Raw genomic sequence first — 21,881 nt, 5'->3', positions numbered from 1 at the left:
GCTGCATGGCGCGAAGGGGGATGTTATCGAGCGGACGCCATGTGCACCGTCCTCCTCCTCCGTAACGTCCACCCCGAGTGGCCGCTGGTCCTCGCCGCCAACCGGGATGAGTTCTACGCGCGCCCGGCCCACGGGCCGAAGGTCCTCTCCGAGTCCCCCCGCGTGGTGGGCGGCCAGGACGTGGAGCGGGGCGGCACGTGGATGGGGGTCACCCACGAGGGAGTCGTGGTCGCCCTGACGAACCAGCGCGGCGCCCGGACCCTGGGCCTGGCCCCCCGCTCCCGGGGCGAGGTGGTGCTGCGCGCCCTGCAGGCCGGGTCGGTGGCGGCCATCGAGCGCTACCTTGGCACCCTGCCCGCCCCGGAGTTCCTGCCCTTCAACCTGCTCTACGGGGACGCGCGCACCCTGCGGGTAGCCTACGCGCGGCCGGGCCATGAGCACCTGCTGCACGAGGACGTCCCGGACGGCGTGCACGTGCTCCCCAACGACAGCCTGGACAACCTGGCGCTCCCCAAGGTGCGGCGGGCGCATGCCCTGGCGGAAGGCGTGGCGAAGCGCCCGTGGCCGGAGCTGGTGACGGGGCTCCAGGCGGCCCTGGCCGACCATGCCCTGCCGCCCCGGGAGGCCGCGACGGGGCCGCTCTCGGAGGATGGCCTGCCCGCGGACTTCCTCCAGCAGCTCCAGGCACTGTGCATCCACACGGAAGAAGGCTACGGGACGCGCTCGTCCGCCATCGTCGCGCTCGGGCCCGGCCGCGTGGGGCACTACCTGGCCACGGACATCGCGCCCTGCCAGGGCGGCTGGCGGGACGTGACGGGGCTGCTCACTGCGCCCTGAGCGGCCCGCCGCGTCTTCAGTCCAGCCGCGCGCGCATCACCGCGTCGCGGCCCGCGTCGTAGGTGGCCTCGAAGGCGGGGCCCCGGCCGGTGAAGGCCTCCACCGGGGGCATGGCCACGTCCACGCGGACCTCCCGCACGTCGCAGCCCAGGTCGGAGCGGTAGAAGGCCGGCTCGCCCGTGACGTTGATGGCGATGAGCCGCGCGCCCGGGAACAGCTGACACGCGTCATGGATGGGCGTCGCGGACACGCGGTCCGCGCCCGGGTCGATTCGCTCCAGCGTCGCGTCCTTGAACAGGAGCGGGTTGGAGGCGCTCGCGGAGACGGCCTCCGACAGCGGACCGCGCGTGACAGTCACCAATCGGATGCCGCCCGCGAAGGGCTCCTGGTGGAAGGTGGCGAAGGGCACGGGTAGCTCCTCCACGCGCGCGCCCGCGTAGAACTGATCCAGCACCTGGGTGAAGCGCTCATGGCTCAAGGGCGGCACTGTCGCCGCGCCACCCGCCGCGCCCAGCGCTCCCGCCGCCACGGCCGGTCCCAGCGCGCCACCCGACACCAACACCGCGAGCAGGCCCACCGCCGCGCCCACCGCGCCGCGTGTCGCCGCGACCTTGCGCGTCTCGTCTTCGTAGGTGGTGAAGAAGGAATGGTAGCGCTGGCGCAGGTTGGCGCCGGGCTGGGACGCGTAGAGGCCGCCCACCACCGCGCCCATGCTGTTGCCCACCACGCAGTCGATGGGCACGCCCCGGGCCACCAGCGCATCCAGCGCGCCCACGTGCGCGAGCCCCTTGGTGCCTCCCACCGACAGCACCACGCAGGTGCGCGAAGCGCGCGTGTCCCGGTGACACGACAGGGCCCCGGAAGCCACCACCACCGTCAGCAACACCAGCCCCAACCGCCGCCCCATGCAGCCTCCCACGTGCGAAGTCGGGCCACCCTACCCCGTTCCCGCGCGACAGGCGTCATGGCCCCCAGAACACGACCGCCCCCGGGACAGGAGCCCCGGAGGCGGAAGGTGACCTTCACGAGGCCCGGCGTGGACTCACGCCGGACCCGCGTTGGGAACTAGTACGTGGCCTTGAGCGACGTGCCGCTGTACGTCGAGTAGCCGCGCAGCATGATGTACATCTTGCCCGCCGAGGCCTTCGCCGCCGCGCTGCACGTCTCGTTGTTGCCGCCCAGGTACGGACGGCAGTCGTAGGACGACGTCGTCGGGGCGGAGCCGAACTTGATGTACATGTCCGCGTCGCCCGTGCCGCCGCTCATGGCGTAGGTGGACGCCTTCGCGGCCGGCAGGTCGATGCAGTACAGGGTCTCGGAGCCGGTCGCGCCGGACAGGCCCGTCTTCGCGACGCCGTTGGTCAGCGCGGTGCAGGTCGGAGGCGTGACCGTGCCACCCACGCCCACCGCTTCCCAGGCGGCCGTCACGGCAGCCTGCTCGGCCGCGGTGTAGCCCAGGGCCACGGCGGCCTGGACGGTCCAGGTCTTGGCCTGCGCGAACGTGGTGCTCGCCGTGAAGAGGTTGGTGTTGGCGTAGTACCAGATGCGGGCGGCCTTCTCGACGCCGATGGCCGGCACGTTGATGGTGCTGCGGCCGCGCGGGTGCACGCCGCCCTTGGAGAGCAGCGCGAACGCCAGGTTCGGCACGCCGGAGCTGTAGTGCACGTCCGTGCTGGACGTCACGTTGGCCGCCCAGTCCTTGGACACGCCGTCCTTCGCCGGGTCGTCCATGTAGCGGAGCGCGTCGTTCGCCGTGCCCGGCGTCCAGACGTCCTCGCCCACCATCCAGATGGCCGCCGCCGTGCTCCAGCCGTTGACGCGGCTCTCGCAGACGGCGCCGAACGTGTCGGACATCGCCTCGTTGAGACCGCCGGACTGGCCGGAGTACGTGAGGTTGGACTCATACTCCGTCACCGCGTGGGTCAGCTCGTGGACGGTGACGTCCGCGTCCTTGCCCAGCTCGATGGAGTTCACTCCGTCGCCGTCGCCGTACACCATCTGGGTGCCGTCCCAGTAGGCGTTCACGTAGTTGCGGCTGTAGTGCACCGTGCTGATGAGCGCCGTGCCCGCGTTGTTCAGCGAGTCGCGGTTGAAGAGCACCTTGTAACAGTCGTAGGTGTAGCCCAGCATGTCGTAGTTGGTGTCGACGTGCGAGTCACCGATGGCCGCCTGGCCCTCGCTGCGCTTGAGCGTGCCCGGGGTGCTGGTGCCGTTGTTCGCGCTGTAGACCTTGCGGTTGAGCGCGGTGTGGATCTCCGGCACGCGCAGCAGCATGGCGCCGTTGATGGCGTCCACATAGACGCGGTCGCGCAGCGGCATCAGCTCGCTCTCGCCCGTGACCTTCACCTCGTACGACAGGCGCAGGCGGCCGTCCTCAGCCTTCACGTACACCAGGCGCGCACCCTCCGCGGCCAGGTCCGTGCCCTTCGTGTCGCGCAGCGCCGCCGTCTGGGCCGCCTCCGCGGCGACCAGCGGACGCGCGGACACGGCGCCGCCGGAGCGCGCGGAGCCGTTCGCGCCGAAGATGGCGCCCGAGCTGTCCACGTGCACCACCAGCTCCTCGCCCACCACCGGCAGACCGTTCAGCGTCTGCGCGTAGCGGATGTGCGAAACGCCCTGCTCGTCCACGTTGATGCGGCGGACCTGCAGGTCGGAGGCGTTCAGGCGGAACAGCGACGCGATGGAGGGCAGCGACCCGGCGATGGCCGAGTGCACTTCCGCGGACGCGAAGCCCGTCAGCGGGCGGTCCGCCTGGCCCAGGCGGCCCTGGATGGTGTGCGGCGTCCCATCCGCGTTGGTGCCGACAATCTGGGCGCCCGGAATGACGCTCAGGGCGTTCTGCACTTCGGCGACTTCATCCGGCTTCTGCTGATCCTTCTGAGTGTTGGAGTCCATCTCACCGACGCCGCAAGCGACGAGGGGGAAGGCCAGCAGGGCTGAAACGAAACGAGTGCGAACCAAGGTACTGCCTCCTGCCCGGCGCAAAGGGGGTGGTCGCCGGGACAGCGCTCCTTTCAGCATTCTTCAGGCCAACTCATTAAGTCCGCGAAATGCCTCGCAGTACGGGAAGGCCCTGAAAAACGGCTGGCACATCAGTGCCCAGTAAATCTTCTGTAATGTGGAAGCATTCGTTACGCGTCTGGCACAAAGGCCCGTTCTTACTGGGCTTTTCGCCCTTCGTGGGTCCCTGTCCTGAACCATGACAGTGCACACGGGGGTTCGTCCTCTATTCGGACAATCCCAGGCTGACGGCTTTTTCTTGCTACGCAAAGCAAGGCCCTGAATTCGCGCGCCGTGCGTCAGCGCCACACGCCGAGCAGCACCCGCGCGCGCCCGTCCATGGGGAGCGCGGCCTCTTCCACCGTGGTGTAGCCGGCGTCGCGGGCCACGTCGGCCAGGTGCCGCATCCACGGTTTGTAGGGCATCCCATTGTCGGAGCAGCAAGGGACGACGGCGAAGCCCAGCCCGTGGCGCGCGGCGTACTCGATGATGATCCGCGTGGCGCCGTCCGGGTGCATGCCCACGACGAGCTCCGCCTCGCAGGGCTCTTCCAGGGTGAAGAGCCGCTGCGCGTACTTCACGGGCAGGTGCTTGTGGCGCAGGTCGAAGGTGGTGACCGTGCGGCCGCGCTGGGTGAGGGACTCGTTCAGCTTCCCCATGCCGCCGGCGATGTCATAGACGCGCAGGGCCTGGGGAAAGCGCGTGACGAGCAGGTCCGCGAAGAGGTCGAAGCGTCGCTTGTCCGCCATGGCGGCTCCTTCAGCCCGGGCCTTTTCAGGCGCGGGTGCACACCGTCCACAACAGCCGCTCGATGACGAGCTTCCCGCTGGCGGAGGACTTCAGGGCCAGGTCCGCGTCCGCGCACGCCACCAGGGCGTTGAGCAGCTCGCGGCGCTCGTAGCGGGCGGCGGCCTGCATGCCGAACGCGAGCGCCCACGCGTTGGGCGTCTTGCGCTTGGTGGCCTTCAGCTCCGCCTCCAGCTTGGGGAGGATGCGCGCCTCCACGTCGCGGCCGGTGCGCGGCGGCTGGCCGCCCGCGTACTTCTCCAGCCAGGCGTGGTTCTCCAGGAGCGAGCGGACGATGGACGTCACCGCGCCCAAGAGCTGTAGCGCGTGCGTGCCCTGCCCCATCGCGTCCTCGGCGTAGGAGAGCGCGTCGCGCAGCTCGCGCTTCTGGAGCGCCTCCGTCAGCTCGAAGAACTCCTCCTCGCGCGCGTGGTGCACCAGCAGCGCCACGTGCTGCGCTTCGATGGTGGGCCCCTCCGCGTAGACGGCCAGCTTCTCCAGCTCCGACTGGAGCAGCCGGATGTTGCCGCCGATGCGCTCCTTCAAGCCCTCCAGCGCGCCCGGCCCCAGCTTCTTCTTGAAGGGGGCGAGGAACTCCTTCGAAATCTCGCTGAGGTCCAGGTCCTTGTGGCGCGCGGCCACCTTGCGCTCGAAGAGGCGGCCCTTGTCCTGCGCGAACTTGAGCAGCGGGCTGCGCGAGTCCACGTCCGTGGCCGCGAGCACCAGCGCGTGCCCCGGCGGCACGCCCTTCTGGAGCAGCTCCAGCAGCGCGGACGCGTCACCCTCCGGAGCGCTGATGCGCTCGTCGCGGCAGAAGGCCGCCGCCTCCTGGAGAAAGGCCAGGTCCGCCTCCGCCAGGTCCACGTTGAGCTCTTCCTTCCACTGCTCCACCGAGGGCGCGCCGGGCACGCGGGGGTCCAATTGGTCCACGCCCCAGCCCGCGCGGCCCGCGAGCGCCAGCAGCCGCCGGGCGCCCTCCTTGCGCTTGCCCGCCTTCCACGCGTCGCGCGCCTTGGCCAGCGCGTCGCCCTTGCCCTTCTTGGGCGCGAGGAACTCCGGGTCGCGCACCAGCACCACCTTGCGCCCGGGGAACAGCGGCAGCGTGGCCAGTTCCTGCGCCACCTCGCGCGGGGAGGCCGCGTCCAGCACCGCGAGGTTCAGCCCCATGGCGGCGTCCGGCACCAGCGTCTTCACCAGCTCGTCGGCGCCCTTCCTGACCAGGAACTCCTCGCCCCACAGGAGGTACAGCGGCCACACCTTGCCGCCCTTCACCTCCGCCAGCACCTCGTCCATGTCCGCGCTCACCGGCCCTCCACGCACAGTTCGATGAGCAGCCGCTCCAGCTGCAACCGGGGCGCGCCGTTGCGCGAGCCGATGGCCGTGCGCGCCGACTCCAGCAGCGAATGCCGCCGGTGCAGCGCGGCCTCCGACGTGCGCTTCGCCGCGTCCTCCGCCAGCGCCGTCAGGTCGCGGTTCGCCAGCGACTCCAGCGCCCCGGCCTTGGCGAGCGCCACGTCCCGCGTCCACAGGATGAGCAGCTCCAGCGCCGTGTCCGCGTCCTCGCGCGAGCCGCCGTGCGCCTCCGCGAAGCGCAGCAGGGCCGGGATGTCGTTGCCGCTCAGTGCTTCAAAGGCGGTGAGGACGTCCTTGCGCTCCTTCAGCGCGTCCACGTCCAGCGCGAGCGCGCGGCCCAGGCTGCCGCCGGACATCACCGCGGCCAGAGCGGCGGTGTCCGCGTCCAGCTTGCGCTCCTGCTGCACGTGCCGTGCGACCAGGTCCACCGGCAGCGGACCGAAGTACACCTTGCTGCACCGGCTGCGGATGGTGGGCAGCAGCCGGTCCATGGCGCTCGCCACCAGGATGAGGGTGGTCTCCGCGGGTGGCTCCTCCAGCGTCTTGAGGAACGCGTTCTGCGCCTGGACGTTCATCTGCTCGGCGCTGACCAGGATGGCCACCTTGCGCTTGGACTCCAGGCCGCGCAGCGCCAGGCGCTCCTGGAGCTGCCTTATCTGCTCCACACGCAGCTCACGGCTGGGCGTGCCGGTGAAGTCGGAGCGGCCCGCGAGTCCTCGCGACACGCGCTCGTCGTCCGGCATCACCCAGGTGACGTCCGGGTGCAGCCCCTTGGCCAGGCGCACGCAGCTGGCGCACTTGCCGCAGCCCACCTCCGGGGCCTCCGGGCAGGTGAGGGCCTGGGCCAGGCCCACCGCGGCCAGCTCCTTGCCGACCCCCTCGGGCCCGGCGAACAGGTAGGCGTGATGCACCGAGCCAGACCGCAGGGCGGATTGGAGCGCGTCCATCGCGCGGGACTGTCCCTGCACCGAGGCAAGCGTCATGGGGGGCGTGTATCCCCGCTCGGGGCCCACCCGTCAACCGCCACCTTGACCCGTGCGCGCGCCACCGGTCTGATTCGCCGGGCGTGTTGAACTTCCTCGAAGGCTATCTCCCCCTGCTGGCGGGCTCCATCCTGACGGTGCTCCTGCTGGGCATCCAGCGGACCACCCGCGACCCGGACCTGCGCGACGACCTGCGGGGCGCGGTGCGGATGCTGCTCGCCTTCCTGGTGCTGCGGCTGGCGGCGCGCCTCCTGCCGGAGGCCTCGACGCCGGAGGGCCTGCGCAAGTTCGTGAACGTGGGCTGGATGCTCACGTTCGTCTACGGCGTCATCCGGGCCGCGGTGGCGTTCGCGCTGAAGCTGGTGCGGATGCGCTCGCCGGTGACGACGCCCAAGATTCTCCGCGACGTCATCGACTTCACGCTGTACGCGCTCGCCACCGTCCCCATCCTCCAGAGCCAGCTCGACCTGGACCTGGCGGGCCTGGTCGCGTCCACCGCGGTGCTGACGGTGGTCATCGGTCTGGCGCTCCAGGAGACGCTGGGCAACCTCTTCGCGGGCCTGTCGCTGCAGTTGGACCGGCCGTTCGAGGTGGGCGACTTCATCCGCATTGGCGAGCACACCGGGCGGGTGGTGCACATCGGGTGGCGCTCCATCCGCATCGCCAACTTCCGGCGCGAGGTCATCACCCTGCCCAACAGCATGGTGGGCAAGGAGCACGTGAAGAACTTCACCCAGCACCGCGAGCCCGTGGGCATCGAGGTGCAGGTGGGCGTGTCACTGGACGCGCCGCCCAACCAGGTGAAGCAGGCGCTGCTGGAGGTGGCCCGGGAGATTCCCCAGGTCCTCGTTCAGCCGCCGCCGCTGGCGCGCACGGTGGGCTTCACGGAGTCCAACACGCAGTACATGGTGCGCGTGTTCCTCAACGACTTCGCGCTGTCGGACAGCGTGAAGGAGGAGCTGCACACGCGGCTGTGGTACCGGCTGCGCCGCGAGGGCATGGAGCTGCCCCACGCCCAGCGTACGGTGACCCTGCGCCGCGAGACGAAGCACCGCCGCCGCGAGCTGGCGGACGAGACCGTGCGCGACCTCTTGCGTCAGGTGGACCTCTTCGCGCCGCTGGGCCCGGAGGAGGTGGAGCGACTGCAGTGCGAGGTGGTGGTGCGCCGCTTCGGCCGCAACGAGCGCGTCATCCAGGAGGGCGACGAGGGCGGGACCTTCTACGTCGTGGCCTCCGGCGAGGTCAGCGTGCGCGCCGGCACGCTCCAGTCCGAAATCACGCGGCTGGGCCCGGGCCAGTACATCGGGGAGATGTCCCTGCTCACCGGCGAGCCCCGTGCCGCCACGGTGGTGGCGCTCCAGGACTCCGTGCTGCTGGAGCTGGACCGGCCCACCTTCGCGCGCCTGTTCTCCGACTACCCGGGCCTCGCCCGGCAGCTCTCCGCGCTCCTCGCCCAGCGCCGCACCCAGCTGCGCGCCGTGGCCCAGGCCGCGGGTGGCGGGCCGGACCACTCGCCCGAGGCGGGCCGCATCCTCGGAAGGCTGCGTTCGCTCTTCGGCCTGAAGCACGAATAGCGGATTTTCCCCGCACAACTCCGGGGCAATCACGACCCTCTGTTACGCACTGCGTGGCGGCCTGGAAGGCATGCATCCAGCCGCGACGCCGGGGCCTTTGACGCTTGGAGCCTGAAAGGTCTAAAGGTTCACACATGCAAGACATTCGTGGCTTCCCCGCGCGATTGGGCGCGCTGCTGCTTCCCGGCGCGCTGCTGATGGCCCTGCCCCAGAACGCCGCGGCCACGGCCCAGGTGAAGCCAGACGCGACGGTCGCGGGCCTGGAGCGGCTGACGCACCGCCGGGTCTTCTTCGGCCACCAGTCGGTGGGCGGCAACATCCTGGACGGCGTGCGGGGCCTGCCGAACGCGAAGGCGCCCGCCATCGTGGAGGTGAAGGACGCGAGCGCCACGATTCCGCGGGGCACGCTGGCGCACGCGTTCGTGGGCCAGAACGAGCAGCCGGAGACGAAGCTGGCGCACTTCGAGCAGCTGTTGGACGGCGGCGTCGCCACGCAGGTGGACGTGGCGCTGGTGAAGTTCTGCTACATCGACTTCACCTCCAGCACGGACGCGAAGTCACTGTTCGAGAAGTACCGCGCCACGCTGGCGGGGCTGAAGTCGCGCCACCCGGGCGTCACCTTCGTGCACGTCACCGCGCCGCTGACGACGGTGCAGCGCGGGGCGAAGGCGTGGTTCAACGAGCTGCGTGGGCGCGCGGTGTTCGGCGTGGGGGAGAACGTGTCGCGCGAGGCGTTCAACGCGCTGATGCGGCAGACCTACGGCGGCAAGGAGCCGCTGTTCGACCTGGCGGCGCTGGAGTCGTCGCAGCCGGACGGCACCCGTGAGACGTACGAGGTCAACGGCCGCGCGTATCCGGCGATGGTGCCGGCCTACTCGGATGACGGGGGGCACCTCAACGCGCAGGGGCAGGCGCGCGTGGCCTCCGCGCTCGTCACCTTCCTGGCGGCCCTGCCGGAAACCCCACGCGAGGCGCCCGCCGCCGCGAAGGCCGGGCCCTGAGACATGCGCGTTCCGTTGATGATGCTGCTCGGCCTGGGGCCAACCGTCGCGCGTTTGAAGCTGCGCCGCTGTGGAGTCGTGGGCGCCACCCCCACCGTCTGGGGGCGCGTCTGGATTCACGGCGAGGGTGAAATCCAGGTGGGGGACCGCGTGCTGTTCGACGCGCGGATGGCGCCCATCGAGCTGCACGCGCAGCGGGGGGGACGCATCGTGATTGAAGACGACGTGACCATCGAGGGAGGCAGCTCCATCGAAGCGCAGTCATGCGTGACGGTGGGCGCGCGCAGCCACCTGGGCATGTGGTGCAAGCTGATGGACAACATGTACCACCCGGTCCGGGGCAACCGGCACGAGCGGCCGCAGTCGGTGCCGCTGGTGGTGGAGGAAGGCGTCACGGTGGGCAGCCGCTCCATCCTGCTGCCGGGCACGCACCTGCAGAAGGGCGCGAGCGTGGCCTCCGGCACGGTCATCTCCCGCCGCATCCCGCCGGGCGTGACGGTGGGTGGGGCTCCGGCCCGCGTGCTGCGGCGCGAGGTGGCGCGATGAAGCCTCCCCTCCCCTCCCGGGCCGAGGCGCTCCAGATGGCGCGCGCGGGCCTCCAGATGGTGCGCACGGAGGTGCTTCCGCGCGCCGAGCGCGTGGTGGCCGTGGCGCGGGCGCGCTGGCTGTTCCGCGACTTCCGCATGGGCCGGGACGTGGCGGCGTATGGCCCGGTGGCCGCGCGCAACGACGGCCACGCGGAGCTGGGCGACAAGCTGACGTTCCTGGGCGGCATGCTGCCCACGTCGGTGGTCTGCTACGAGCACGCGCGGCTGCTGGTGGGCAACGAGACCCAGTTCAACTACGGCGCGTCCGTGGAGGCCTGGGAGTCGGTGCAGATTGGCGACCGGTGCATGTTCGCGTCGTTCGTGCGCGTGAGCGACCGGGACGGCCAGCGCATCGCCCCCATCATCATCGAGGACGACGTCTGGGTGGCCCACGGCGCCATCCTGCTACCCGGCGTGCGCATCGGTGCACGGTCGGTGGTGTCCGCCGGCAGCATCGTTTCGCAGGACGTGCCCCCGGATTCGCTCGCCATGGGCAACCCGGCGCGCAGCATGAGCCTGGACCTGGTGGCCCGCGGCGCCACGGGCACCTGACGGGCCGCTTGCTTGCTTCGCCCGGCGCTCAGCAAAACGCGCCGGGCGCGTTCTTTTCCGCATCCCCTCCCACACCCCATCATCCGCTTCAACGACAGGACCCAACCCATGAGCACGCGTGACACGCTTCGCACCTTCATCGTCGACACCTTCTTCGTGGACGACTTCGCGGACGACGACTCGTTCCTGCGCAAGGGCCTCATCGACTCCACGGGCATGATGGAGCTGGTGGCCTTCATCGAGACGGAGTTCCACATCAAGCTCGACGACAAGGAGCTGGTGCCGGAGAACCTGGACTCGCTGTCGCGCGTGGTGGCCTTCGTGGACCGCAAGCAGTCGCTGGCGAAGGCGAGCTGAGACGCCCATGTGCGGCATCGCGGGGTTCACCTTCCCGGCGGGTGACGCTTCGGGCACGGCACAGCACGCCGACCGCCTGCGCCGCATGACCGCCAGCATCAAGCACCGGGGGCCGGACGCGCAGCGGGCCCTGCTCCTGGATGGCGCCGCGCTGGGGCACGCGCGGCTGTCCATCGTCGACCTGGCCTCCGGTCACCAGCCGATGCGCGACGAGGCCACCGGCCTCACGGTCGTCTTCAACGGCGAAATCTTCAACCACGTGGAGCTGCGCGAGCAGCTGTCGGGGGCGTATGCCTTCCGCACGCGCTCGGACACGGAGGTCATCCTCGCGGCGTTCCTCACGTGGGGCATCGACTGCGTGCGCCGCTTCGAGGGCCAGTGGGCCTTCGCGCTGTGGGATCCGCGCGACCGCACGCTGTGGATGTCGCGCGACCGCGTGGGCATCTGCCCGCTGTTCTACGCGCACCTGCCGCAAGGGCACCTGGCGTTCGCGTCGGAGGCGAAGGCGCTCTTCGCTGGAGGTCTGGTGACGCCGGCGCTGGACGCGCGGGGGCTCAAGCAGACGTTCCAGCTCTGGGCGCCGGTGGCGCCGCGCACGTCCTTCGAGGGCGTGTCGCTGCTGCCGCCCGCGCACGTGGCGAAGTGGCGCGATGGAGCGCTGACGGTCCAGCGCTACTGGGACCTGGACTTCGGGGTGACGCCGGACGCGGCGGAGGCACCCCGGCTGTTGGAGGAACTGGGCGCGGTGCTGGACCGGGCGGTGCGCCTGCGGCTGCGCGCGGACGTGCCGGTGGCGGCGTATCTGTCGGGTGGGTTGGACTCCAGCCTGCTGTGCGCGTTGGCGCAGGAGCAGCTGGGCGGGACGCTGCGGACCTTCTCCGTGGGCTTCGCGCACGCGCGGTTCGACGAGCGCACGCACCAGGCGACGGTGGCGGAGCAGCTGCGCACCGAGCACCGCGTGGTGGAGATGCGCGACGGTGACATTGGCGCGCTGGTGCCGGGCGTCATCTTCCACGCGGAGCAGGCGATGATGCGCTCCGCGCCCGCGCCGTTCCTGCGGCTGTCCGGGTGGGTGCGCGACCAGGGCATCAAGGTGGTGCTGACGGGTGAAGGGTCGGACGAGATGTTCCTCGGCTACGACCTCTTCAAGGAGACGCAGGTGCGCCAGTTCTGGGCGCGCCAGCCGGGCTCGAAGTACCGGCCGCTGCTCTTGCGCCGGTTGTACCCGACGCTGTCGGTGAGCCAGCAGAACGTGGAGCTGCTGCGCGAGTTCTTCGGCACGGGGCTGGAGACGCCGGACGCGCTGGGGTTCTCGCACCTGGTGCGGTGGGGCAACAGCGGTCGCATCCTGCGCTTCCTCGCGCCGGAGTTCGCCGCGAAGGTGGCGGACGAGGATCCGGTGGCGTCGGTGCTCGCGACGGTGCCGGACGCGGTGGCGAAGTGGCGGCCGTTGGCGCGGGCGCAGTACCTGGAGGCGCGCACGTTGCTGTCGGGCTACCTCCTGTCCGCGCAGGGCGACCGCATGCTGCTGGGCAACGCGGTGGAGGGGCGCTTCCCGTTCCTGGACACGGGCGTGATGGAGTTCGCCGCGCGCGTGCCGGAGCGGCTGCGGCTGCGGGGTCTGGATGAGAAGCACCTGCTCAAGCGCTTCGCGAAGGGCCGGGTGCCTGCGTCCATCCTGGAGCGCAGCAAGTTCCCGTACCGTGCGCCCATCGCGGGAGCGCTGGTGGGCCCGGATGCGCCCGCGTGGGCGCGCGAGCTGCTGGCCCCGGAGGCGGTGGCGGCGACGGGCGTCTTCGACGCGCGCAAGGTGGAGCGGCTGGTCGCGAAGCTGCGTGCGCCGAACTCCGCGGAGAGCGAAGCGGACACCATGGCCTTGTTCGCCGTGGCGTCCACGCAGTTGCTGGCGCATCACTTCCTGAAGCCGAAGCCCGTGCCCCAGGCGGACGTGGACGCGGTGCAGTTGGAGGCCGCGTGAGCACGCCTTCAGGCACCGGAGTGGCGAGTCCGCCCGCGCCGCGTTCGCATGCGCAGTGGGAGGGAGCGTGAGCGCGCATGCGGACACCGCGCCGTCATGGGTTCGTGGCCATGCGGCAGCGACGCCGGACGCGCCGGCGGTGGATTCGCCGTGGGCTCGGCTCAGCTATTCCCAGCTCGAAGCACGGATGCTGGCGCTCGCGGGACAGCTGCGTGCATCCGGCGTGGAGCCCGGGGCTCGGGTCCTCATTGCCCTGCCCCTGGGCTGCGCGGCGGCCGTCGCGGGGCTCGCGGTGCAGGCCCTGGGTGCCTGCGCCGTGGAGCTGGACCGTGAGACGGGCGCGGACTCCCTGACCAGCATCCTCGCGCAGACGGGTGCCCGCCACGCGGTCATCTTTGGTCAGGACGCGCGGCGCTGGACGGGACGCTCGCAGCTCACCCACTTCTTCATCGTCCACGGCTCCCGTCCTCCGGAGCGCATGGTCGGACTGCTGAAGCCCGCTTCGTGCACGTGGTTGCAGGAGGACGGCGCGGTGGATCCAGAGGCCAGCTTGGAGCCGCTGGCCGCCCTGCCCTCGCTGCCTCCGGATGCGCCCGCGTCCATCGTCTACACGTCCGGCAGCACGGGCACGCCCCGTGGCGTCGTGCAGACGTTCGCCAACATCGCGGCGAACACGCGCTCCATCGTGGAGTACCTGGGCCTCACCCCGCGCGACCGCGCCATGCTCATCCTTCCCCTGCACTACTGCTACGGGAAGAGCGTGCTCCAGACGCACCTGCTCGCGGGCGGCTCCGTGTTCCTGGATCCGCGCTTCATGTACCCGCAGGTGGTGCTGGAGGCCATGGCCACCGAGTCCTGCACCGGCTTCGCGGGCGTGCCCCTCACCTTCGAGCTGCTGCGCCGTCAGGCCGCACCGGACTCGCTCGCGAACCTGAAGCTGCGCTACCTCACCCAGGCCGGCGGCGGTATGTCCCCGGACACCGTGCGCTGGACGCGCGAGGCCTTCCACCCGGCGGAGCTGTTCGTCATGTACGGCCAGACGGAGGCCACCGCGCGGCTCTCCTACCTGCCGCCCTCGCGCGCCACCGACAAGGCGGGCTCCATCGGCCAGGGCATCCCCGGCGTCACGCTGGCCGTGGTCGGTGACGACGCCACGCCCCTGCCCGACGGTGAAGTGGGCCAGCTCGTGGCCAGGGGCGCCAACGTCACCCCCGGTTACCTCAACGCTCCCGACGACACCGCCGCCATCCTCCATGACGGCTGGCTGTGGACCGGCGACCTCGCGTGGCGCGACGCGGACGGCTTCTTCTTCCTCGTCGGCCGCGCGAAGGAGATCCTCAAGGTCGGCGGCCACCGGGTGAGCCCCGCGGAGATGGAGCACGTCCTCGCGCGCCACCCGGCCGTGCTGGATGTCGCCGTGGTGGGCGTGCCGGACGACCTGGGCGGCGAGGCCGCGTGCGCCGCCGTGGTCCTCCACCCCGGCGCCACCACGAAGGAGGACGACCTCCGCCGCTTCTGCCGCGAGGCGCTCCCGGCCCACAAGGTGCCACGCCACGTGCTGTTCACCGACGCGCTCCCTCGCGGGCCCACCGGCAAGGTGCTCAAGGCCGACCTGCGCACGCGCGTGCTGTCTTCACTCTCTTCTCCTGAATCGAGGTCGTCGTGACGATGAAGTTCTCCAAGCAGGTGCTGGAACTGGACTGGGAGGCCAAGGCCGCGTCGCTGTCCGACGGGCTCAAGGAGGCCGTCCTCAAGAAGCTGCGCAAGCGCGGACTGGTGGTCGCCGTCTCCGGCGGCATCGACTCCGCGTGCGTCGCCGCGCTGGCGGTGCGCGCGCTGGGACCGGACCGCGTCTTCGGCCTGCTCCTGCCGGAGCGCGACTCCAGCGGCTTGTCCTCCAAGCTGGGCCGCGAGCTCTGCGAGAAGCTGGGCATCCAGTACACGCTGCACGACATCGCGCCCATGCTGGATGCCGCCGGGTGCTATTCGCAGCGCGACGCGGCCGTGCGCTCCGTGTTCCCCGCGTTCCAGCCGGACATGAAGTGGAAGATCGTCATGCACGGCGACCGGCTCAACACGGACGCCCTCAACGTCTTCTACGTGGTGGTGCAGGTGGACGGGCAGGAGCAGCGCTTCCGCCTCACGCCCCAGGCCTACGTGCAGATCGTCGCCGCCACCAACTTCAAGCAGCGCGCGCGCAAGATGATGGAGTACTTCCACGCGGACCGGCTGAACTTCGCCGCGTCCGGCACGCCCAACCGCCTGGAGTATGATCAGGGCTTCTTCGTGAAGCTGGGCGACGGCTCCGCGGACGTGAAGCCCATCGCCAGCCTCTACAAGACGCAGACGTACAAGCTCGCGCGGCACCTGGGCGTCATCGACGGCATCCTCAACCGCGAGCCCACCACGGACACGTTCAGCCTGGAGCAGTCGCAGGAGGACTTCTACTTCTCCGTGCACTACTCGCAGCTGGACCTCATCCTCTGGGCGAAGAACCACGGCATCACGCCCGAGGAGGTCTCCCCGGAGATGGGCCTCACGCCGCAGCAGATCCAGCGCGTCTACGACGACATCGACCAGAAGCGCCGCACCACCGCGTACCTCCACGCGCAGCCGCTGCTGCTCGAAGAGGTCAGCGAGCTGAAGCCCTTCAAGATCTCCTGAAGCGCTTCACCCGCCTCCGGAACCGGAGGCCGCTTCGATGCTGTCCGCGGCCTCCACCCGGAGACGCTCCTCCGGGGTGAACGAGTCGAACAAGAGCCGCTGCACCGCGGCCTGACGCCGGGCAGGGTCCGGTTCGCTCTGGCCCAGCGCCGCGCGCTTCGCGCGGAAGTCCGCCAGCCGCTGCTTCCACTGCGCACGCTCCGCGTCCAGCGCCTCCAACCGCTCGGTGGCCTCCGGCCCCACGGTGGACAGCCGGTGCTGGTGCAGGTCCTCCGCCGTCGCGCCCCCCGCCAGCAGCTCCTGCTCCACGGCCTGCTGCCGCAGCGGGCGCACGGCCTCCTCGCGGCTGGCGCGCACGTCCGGAGGCAGCCGCTCCTCCAGGTCCGCCATGCGCTGCTCGCGCTCCTCCCTCGTCAGCGACGCGTCCTGCATCAGCTTCAGCCGCTCCACGGCGACCGCGTCCACCGCCTCCTCCTGCCCGAAGAGGCCGTCGGCCGCGCCGCCCAGGTGCTCCCGGCGCAGCTTGCGCAGGGACTCCAGGCGCTCGGCGGTATCCATCGTGGCCGCGGAGCCCTTTGACGCCAGCCCCCGCGCCCCCTCCAGATAGGCCAGGTAGTCATCCAGCACCTGCACCGCTTCGTCCATGGCGGCGGCAGGCAGCTTCTTCGCCCGCAGGGCCGCGAGGATGCGCTCGCGGATGAGCGACGCGGGCTCCTCGCCCGTGGCGGACAGGTAGTAGTTGAAGAACCGGCGCAGGTCCGCGTTCGGCACCAGGTGCCCGGACGCGTCCACCAGCACCGCGCCATCCTCCTCCGTGTCCTTCAGCGAACCGGGCAGCGGCGGCAGCGGCGAGCCAGCCTGCGGAGCCGGGCTCGGCGTCGCGGCGGCACCGGGAACACCGGGAGACGTCCCCAGCGGCTTCGGCCCCTGGGCGACTTGAACGGCGGACGGCGGGACAGCGGGTCCGGGCGCGTCCTCCGCCCGGACCTTCCACCACGAGAAGACACCGGCACCCAGGAGGGCGCACAGCGCGACCACGAGAATGACGGCGCGGCTCTTCATGGCGGGGCGCTCCTGGAGCGGATTACAGGCCCGCGGTCTTCAGGCGGTTCGCCTGGGTGCGGAACACGGACTTCGGGTCGGTGAAGAACGCGGTGAGGCCCAGCACCTGGTTCACTTCGTCCAGGTGATTCATGTCGTAGTTGTCACGGATGACCGTGCCGAAGCGCGAGCTGCAGCGGCCCACGAGGCCGTCGTTGGCCTCGCTGTAGAAGAAGGACGACAGCTTCATCGCGTAGTCGGACGCGTCGAAGACGTTGGTGAAGGGATCCGTGCCGGACCAGGAGTAGTAGCGCTGCCCCTGCGTGCCCGTCGCCGCGCCAGTGCCGCACGAGGTGGTGGGCAGACCCGCCGGGAACTTCGCGTTGTACGTGGCCGCGCCCGAAGCGGACAGCGCAGACAGCGCGCCAATCGCGTCCTGCGGCTGCGTCTTGCCGGACAGCAGGCCCAGCACCATGCCCAGGTTGTTCGCGAAGTACGACAGCACGCTCTCCGTGAACGAACCGCCCTTGATGTTCGAGCGCAGGTAGGTGGCCAGGTCCGCGCCCTTGTGCGGAGAGCCCACCGTCGTCACGGACGCCACCAGGTCCGGCCGCACCGCCGCCACGTAGCGCACGTCCAGGCCGCCGTGGCTGTGGCCAATCAGGTTCACCTTCTTCGCGCCCGAACGCGCGAGCACGTCCTGCACCTGCGCCAGCAGCGCCTCGCCGCGCGCCTCGCTCGTGTTGAACTGCGGAACGTGCGTGATGTAGACCTTCGCGCCGCCCGACTTCAGCGTCGACTCGATGCCGTAGAAGTAGTCGAGCACCCCGAACAGCGAATCAAAACCCGCCATGCCGTGCGCCAGCACGATGGGGTACTTCGTCTGCGTGTACGTATCCGCGCGGGCGGGCTGCGCCCAGAGGGCAAGAACCGCGACAGTCAGAACGAGGGTCCGGACGGCGTTTCGCATACAGGCTCCTGATTGGGGAGGGCGGATCATCGAAGGGATTGACCCGCGAATCAGCCCATAAAGCGAGACACTGATAAAAATCAAGCCAACCTCAGAATTAACCGAAAAGCATGTCAGCTCCGGGTCAAGACAGACGCATGCGTTTGCGGCCCTTCCCTCTGCGACCCGTTGCGTCATGAAAAGTGGCAGCATGCGGGCCCTTCCCGAGGAGCACTCGCTTGGACACCGCCGCCTATCAGGCCTTCACCACGGAATTGACGCGCAGGGCTGACGCGGACGGCCGGTTCCGCGGGCTCGTGGCGCTGGGCTCGATGGCGGCGCGCGACTACGCGCCGGATGACTTCAGCGACCATGACTTCTTCGTCGTCGCCTGGCCCGGACACGCTGAAACATTGAGACAGGAGCGCGGCTGGCTGCCCCGCGCGGAGGACGTGGCGCTGGCGTTCCGCGAGACGGCGCATGGCCTCAAGGTCGTGTACCGCGACGGGCACCTGCTGGAGTTCGCGGTGTTCGACCTGGAGGAGCTGTCGTTCGCGCGCGTCAACCGCTACCGCGTGCTGCTGGACAAGGGCGGCGTGACGGAGCGCATGAACGAGCGCGCGCGGGACACGGCGGTGGAGCTCCAGCGCACGGCCCCGGACGACGCGTGGCTGTTCGGGCAGTGGCTCACGCAGGTGCTGGTGGGCGTGGGGCGCCACGCGCGCGGCGAAGGGCTCAGCGGACGCTCACGGCTCCACGAAGCGGTGCGCCTGTTCTGCCTGCTGCTCGCGCGCCATGTCCCCGCCCCTGCTGCTTCGCTGCTGGACGGGTTGGATCCGGTGCGGCGCGTGGAGCGCGTGTATCCGGAGACCGGCGGTGAGCTGGCGCGAGCCATGGAGGGCGATACGCCCGGCCTCGCGCGCACGCTCCTGCGACTGGCCGAGCGCGAGCTGTCCCACGTGCCCGCGTACCCGCGCGACGGAGTGGCCGCCGTGCGGGCGCGAATCGAAGCGGCGCACCGGTAGGCGCGCGGCACCTCAGGCGCGGGCGGAGTCCGGTTCCCGGGCGTTGTGCGCGATGACGAGCACCCGCTCGGGATTCGGCTGCCGGCGCGCCCAGTCCAGGAGCGCGGTGAAGGCATCCGGCGCGGGGGCGGCCGTGGCCAGGAGCATGCGCGGCTGGTGTTCGAAGAACAGGTCCTCCGCGCCCAGGTTCTGGGCCCCCCACGTGCGCCAGCCGGGCATCGAATTGCCGGGCGCGGGCTGCAGGCCGGTGACGGTGAAGCCACCGGCCATGAAGACGCGCGTCAGGCCCACCAGCGTCGCGCCCGTGCCGAAGCCACACACCACGTGCCGCACCGTGGGGAAGCGCTCGCGCACCTGCGCGCGCAGCCCCGACGCCCAGGCCTCCACGCACGCCACCAGCGCCCGGTTGGTGAGCTGCCGGGGCCAGGACCAGCCCTCGCGCTCCAGGGACTGGGCCTGGTGGAACATGTCCGCCATCGAGTCCACCTGCCGCACCTGCCCCTGGAAGCCGTGGGCGCGCAGGTACGTCGCGCCCGCCGCGTCCGTCAGCGCCACCGTGGGCAGGCCCCGCTCGCGGCCCAGGAGGTCCAGCGCCAGCGCGCTCGACGCGCCGGACAGCTCCACCAGCCCGCGCGAGCCCGGCGGCATCGCGGCCAGGTAGCGCGCGAAGGTGAGGTACTTGAGGCTGCCGGACGGCTGCGCCCCGCCCCACAACACCACCGGACCGCTCGCTCGCGGACGCGACAGGGAAAACACTCCACGCATGGCCGCCCCCTGGCGCGCACCTGCATTCCGCGCCCGACACGCGCCGGAGTCTTCCGGAGGGGGCCCCTCCACGGCCATTGCCCCCGGGACGGGGCGGATGTCCTGCGCGGGACGGCGCAAGTCCCTGCAAGCACGTGGCGGGCGGTTATGCTCCGGGCCCATGTCTCAAGCCCCGCGCGTCCGCATCCTGCTGTCGGAGACGTACAACCCCTGGTTCAACCTCGCGACCGAGGACTGGATCTTCCGCGAGCTGGATCCCTCCACCCAGACGCTCTTCCTCTGGCGCAACGACAACACGGTCGTCATCGGCCGCAACCAGAACCCGTGGTCCGAGTGCAACCTCTCCCGCATGGAGGAGGACCAGGTCTTCCTCGCGCGGCGCACCAGCGGCGGCGGCGCGGTGTTCCACGACCTGGGCAACACCTGCTTCACGTTCCTGTCCGCGAAGGAGGGCTACAACAAGACGGCGAACGTCACCATCCTGCTGGACGCGCTGTCGCGGCTGGGCGTGACGGCGCAGGCGTCCGGGCGCAACGACCTGGTGATTCCGCTGGAGGACGGCCCCCGGAAGATCAGCGGCAGCGCGTACCGCGAGACGAAGGACCGCGCCTTCCACCACGGCACGTTCCTCATCCACGCCAACCTGTCGCGGCTGGCCAACTACCTCACGCCGCACCCTAAGAAGCTGGAGTCCAAGGGCAGCGCGTCGGTGCGCTCGCGCGTGATGAACATCCGCGACCTCCAGCCGGAGGCCTCCCATGAGTCGCTGGTGAAGGCGATGATTGGCGCCTTCTGCGACTTCCACGGCGCCACCGCGGAGCCGGAGCTGCTGGAGCCCTCGTTCCTGGAGGGCCAGCCGTCGCTCAAGCGCACCTTCGATCACTACGCGTCGTGGGACTGGCGCTTCGGCAACGCGCCCCGCTTCAGCCACCAGATGGTGGAGTACCTGTCGTGGGGCTTCTTCGAGGTCCACGTCGACGCGGAGAACGGACACGTCACCCGCGCGCAGGTCTTCTCGGATGCGCTCTACCCGGACCTCGTGCAGGACCTGCAGACGGCAATCACCGGCAAGCCGCACAGCCGCGACGGGATGCAGCAGGCCGTCGCCGAGGTCCGCGCCCGTCACCCCTCGCAGGAGCGCGAGCTGGGAGAGCTGGGGACGTGGCTGATGGGCCAGGTCGAGGTCTGACCCGGCCCATCCGCCGTCACTTCACTCAGCGATGGCCACCACCGCCGTGGCCACCGCCGGAGTTGCCACCCCAGCCGCCGCCATTGCCACCGCCGCGGCTGGAACCGTGAGACGCACCGCCGCTGGAGCCGCGCGAGGAGGAGCCACCGCCGCGGCCGGAGCTGCCGCCACCCCAACCGCCGCTGTTGCTGCTGGAGGACCCGCCGCCGGTCTGCTGGACACGGCCGGAGCTGCCGCCGCCCCAACCGCTGCCGTTGCTGGACGAGGAGCGTCCCCCGCCACCCGACGACGGACGCCCGGGGCTGGAGCCGCCACCCGACGACGGACGCCCGGGGCTGGAGCCGCCATTCCAACCGCTGTTGCCGCCGCTGGACGGGTGCCCGCCGCCGCTCGTGCCGCGCCCACCGGGGGGCGGGCCGCGCGTGCCACCCCAGCCGCCGCTGTTGCCACCGTTGCCGTTGTTCGACGAATGGACGCCGCTGCCCTGCGGACGGTAGGGCCCGGGACGGCTGTTGCCCCGGCCGCCGTTGGACGTGTAGCGCCCGGGCGAAGCGTCATGCCCGCGCGGGCTGTTGTACCGGTACGGCCCCGGGCGCGAGTAGTGGTAGCCGCCCGGGCGGTAGCGGCTGTGCCCGTAGCCGTAGTAGCGCCACGACACGCCCGGGTACCGGTACCACGTGCGCAGGAACGGGTTCGGACGGCCGAAGGAGAACGAGATGTGCGCGTGGCGGTAGACCGGGACGACGACGCGCACCGAGCCGTTATAGCCCCAGCCACCGCCCACGAACGCCCAGGACGGGCCGCGGCGCACCCAGTGCGGCGACACGAACACCAGGCCCGGACGCGGCGGCTCCATCCACGAGCCGGAGACCCACTCGTAGCCGTTGGCGCCCCAGTACCAGTAGCCCGGCGCCCACGTGTAGCCCACGGCCGGCGCGGGGGGCGGCGCCTCCACGCGCAGGGCCGGAGGCGCCTGGGTGGCCGTCACGTCCTCGCTGGCGACCTCCACGGGGATCTCCACCTCGGTGGAGCCCTCCTGGGCCCAGCCGCCGGACACCCAGCGCCAGACGTCGTCGTCCTGCGCCCAGTAGCCGTTGACGTACTGGTAGCCGGGCATGCGCTCCACCCAGCCGCCGGACTTGAACTGCCAGTTGTCGCCGTCCCAGTACCAGTGCCCGGACGTCCAGACCGCGCCGGCATAGGGCCGGGGGGTCGGTGACTCGGCGGGCAGGTCAGGGGG

The 21,881-nt window shown here is 70.9% G+C and carries 20 protein-coding genes; 11 read left to right on the top strand and 9 right to left on the bottom strand.

All coding sequences use genetic code 11. From position 1 onward, the window contains the following. Positions 1 to 39: 39 nt before the first annotated feature. Complete coding sequence (locus D7Y21_RS16010) at positions 40 to 837, top strand: NRDE family protein (protein WP_121714169.1); 798 nt, start codon at positions 40 to 42, stop codon at positions 835 to 837. Between the two features lie 16 nt (positions 838 to 853). Here the strand turns inward: D7Y21_RS16010 and D7Y21_RS16005 are convergent, their stop codons facing one another. The 5 genes from D7Y21_RS16005 to holB all read right to left on the bottom strand — a co-directional run bounded on the left by D7Y21_RS16005 (position 854) and on the right by holB (position 6,959). Then, the gene (locus D7Y21_RS16005; protein ID WP_121714167.1) at positions 854 to 1,744 is read right to left on the bottom strand and encodes a patatin-like phospholipase family protein; all 891 of its coding nucleotides are present in this window, start codon (positions 1,742 to 1,744) and stop codon (positions 854 to 856) included. Between the two features lie 158 nt (positions 1,745 to 1,902). Beyond that, on the bottom strand, positions 1,903 to 3,798 hold the full coding sequence (locus D7Y21_RS16000; protein WP_121714165.1) for a M4 family metallopeptidase: 1,896 nt from the start codon (positions 3,796 to 3,798) through the stop codon (positions 1,903 to 1,905). A gap of 338 nt (positions 3,799 to 4,136) precedes the next feature. Beyond that, positions 4,137 to 4,586 carry a hypothetical protein gene (locus D7Y21_RS15995; protein ID WP_120568058.1) on the bottom strand — a complete coding sequence of 150 codons (450 nt, stop codon included), beginning with the start codon at positions 4,584 to 4,586 and terminating at the stop codon, positions 4,137 to 4,139. A gap of 25 nt (positions 4,587 to 4,611) precedes the next feature. Then, entirely contained in the window at positions 4,612 to 5,916 is a 1,305-nt protein-coding gene (gene holA, locus D7Y21_RS15990; RefSeq protein ID WP_120568087.1) for a DNA polymerase III subunit delta, read from the bottom strand. Between the two features lie 8 nt (positions 5,917 to 5,924). After that, a complete protein-coding gene (holB, locus tag D7Y21_RS15985; protein ID WP_121714163.1) occupies positions 5,925 to 6,959 on the bottom strand; it encodes a DNA polymerase III subunit delta' in 1,035 nt (344 codons plus the stop codon). 83 nt (positions 6,960 to 7,042) lie between these two features. Here holB and D7Y21_RS15980 point away from each other — a divergent pair, with 83 nt between their 5' ends. The 8 genes from D7Y21_RS15980 to nadE all read left to right on the top strand — a co-directional run bounded on the left by D7Y21_RS15980 (position 7,043) and on the right by nadE (position 15,672). Continuing rightward, complete coding sequence (locus D7Y21_RS15980; protein WP_121714161.1) at positions 7,043 to 8,533, top strand: mechanosensitive ion channel family protein; 1,491 nt, start codon at positions 7,043 to 7,045, stop codon at positions 8,531 to 8,533. Between the two features lie 134 nt (positions 8,534 to 8,667). Then, entirely contained in the window at positions 8,668 to 9,534 is an 867-nt protein-coding gene (locus D7Y21_RS15975; RefSeq protein WP_120568061.1) for a hypothetical protein, read from the top strand. A 3-nt stretch (positions 9,535 to 9,537) separates the two neighbouring features. Continuing rightward, positions 9,538 to 10,080, top strand: coding sequence for a DapH/DapD/GlmU-related protein (locus tag D7Y21_RS15970; protein WP_120568062.1), 543 nt, complete (start codon positions 9,538 to 9,540; stop codon positions 10,078 to 10,080). Continuing rightward, entirely contained in the window at positions 10,077 to 10,673 is a 597-nt protein-coding gene (locus D7Y21_RS15965) for an acyltransferase (RefSeq protein WP_120568063.1), read from the top strand. The genes D7Y21_RS15970 and D7Y21_RS15965 overlap by 4 nt, the downstream gene beginning before the upstream one ends. Positions 10,674 to 10,781: 108 nt before the next feature. Beyond that, complete coding sequence (locus D7Y21_RS15960) at positions 10,782 to 11,030, top strand: acyl carrier protein (protein WP_014398060.1); 249 nt, start codon at positions 10,782 to 10,784, stop codon at positions 11,028 to 11,030. Positions 11,031 to 11,037: 7 nt separating this feature from the next. Beyond that, positions 11,038 to 13,008, top strand: coding sequence for an asparagine synthase (glutamine-hydrolyzing) (asnB, locus tag D7Y21_RS15955; protein ID WP_121714159.1), 1,971 nt, complete (start codon positions 11,038 to 11,040; stop codon positions 13,006 to 13,008). Positions 13,009 to 13,075: 67 nt separating this feature from the next. Beyond that, positions 13,076 to 14,674, top strand: coding sequence for a class I adenylate-forming enzyme family protein (locus D7Y21_RS15950; RefSeq protein WP_121714157.1), 1,599 nt, complete (start codon positions 13,076 to 13,078; stop codon positions 14,672 to 14,674). Positions 14,675 to 14,676: 2 nt separating this feature from the next. Then, complete coding sequence (nadE, locus tag D7Y21_RS15945) at positions 14,677 to 15,672, top strand: NAD(+) synthase (RefSeq protein ID WP_120568066.1); 996 nt, start codon at positions 14,677 to 14,679, stop codon at positions 15,670 to 15,672. Between the two features lie 6 nt (positions 15,673 to 15,678). Here the strand turns inward: nadE and D7Y21_RS15940 are convergent, their stop codons facing one another. Together D7Y21_RS15940 and D7Y21_RS15935 are read right to left on the bottom strand one after the other, a co-directional pair. After that, on the bottom strand, positions 15,679 to 16,734 hold the full coding sequence (locus D7Y21_RS15940; RefSeq protein WP_121714155.1) for a lipase secretion chaperone: 1,056 nt from the start codon (positions 16,732 to 16,734) through the stop codon (positions 15,679 to 15,681). Positions 16,735 to 16,756: 22 nt separating this feature from the next. Then, positions 16,757 to 17,683 (bottom strand): triacylglycerol lipase, encoded by a 927-nt coding sequence (locus D7Y21_RS15935; RefSeq protein ID WP_120568068.1) that lies wholly within the window; start codon positions 17,681 to 17,683, stop codon positions 16,757 to 16,759. A 218-nt stretch (positions 17,684 to 17,901) separates the two neighbouring features. Here D7Y21_RS15935 and D7Y21_RS15930 point away from each other — a divergent pair, with 218 nt between their 5' ends. Continuing rightward, entirely contained in the window at positions 17,902 to 18,687 is a 786-nt protein-coding gene (locus tag D7Y21_RS15930) for a hypothetical protein (protein ID WP_120568069.1), read from the top strand. A 12-nt stretch (positions 18,688 to 18,699) separates the two neighbouring features. On the opposite strand, the gene D7Y21_RS15925 is transcribed toward D7Y21_RS15930, so the two are convergent. Beyond that, positions 18,700 to 19,452 (bottom strand): pyridoxal-phosphate dependent enzyme, encoded by a 753-nt coding sequence (locus D7Y21_RS15925; protein ID WP_120568070.1) that lies wholly within the window; start codon positions 19,450 to 19,452, stop codon positions 18,700 to 18,702. A gap of 160 nt (positions 19,453 to 19,612) precedes the next feature. On the opposite strand from D7Y21_RS15925, the gene D7Y21_RS15920 reads away from it, so the two are divergent. After that, positions 19,613 to 20,641: a lipoate--protein ligase gene (locus D7Y21_RS15920; RefSeq protein ID WP_120568071.1), complete on the top strand. Its 1,029-nt coding sequence runs from the start codon at positions 19,613 to 19,615 to the stop codon at positions 20,639 to 20,641. Between the two features lie 25 nt (positions 20,642 to 20,666). Here D7Y21_RS15920 and D7Y21_RS43465 read toward each other — a convergent pair. Next, positions 20,667 to 21,881: hypothetical protein (locus D7Y21_RS43465; RefSeq protein ID WP_233612121.1), on the bottom strand; the 1,215-nt coding region annotated here is incomplete at its 5' end.

It is taken from the genome of Corallococcus sp. AB045 (assembly GCF_003668895.1).
GTDB lineage: Bacteria > Myxococcota > Myxococcia > Myxococcales > Myxococcaceae > Corallococcus > Corallococcus coralloides.
Note: the sequence above shows the minus strand (reverse complement) of the source record. Positions and strands in the feature narration are given on the sequence as shown.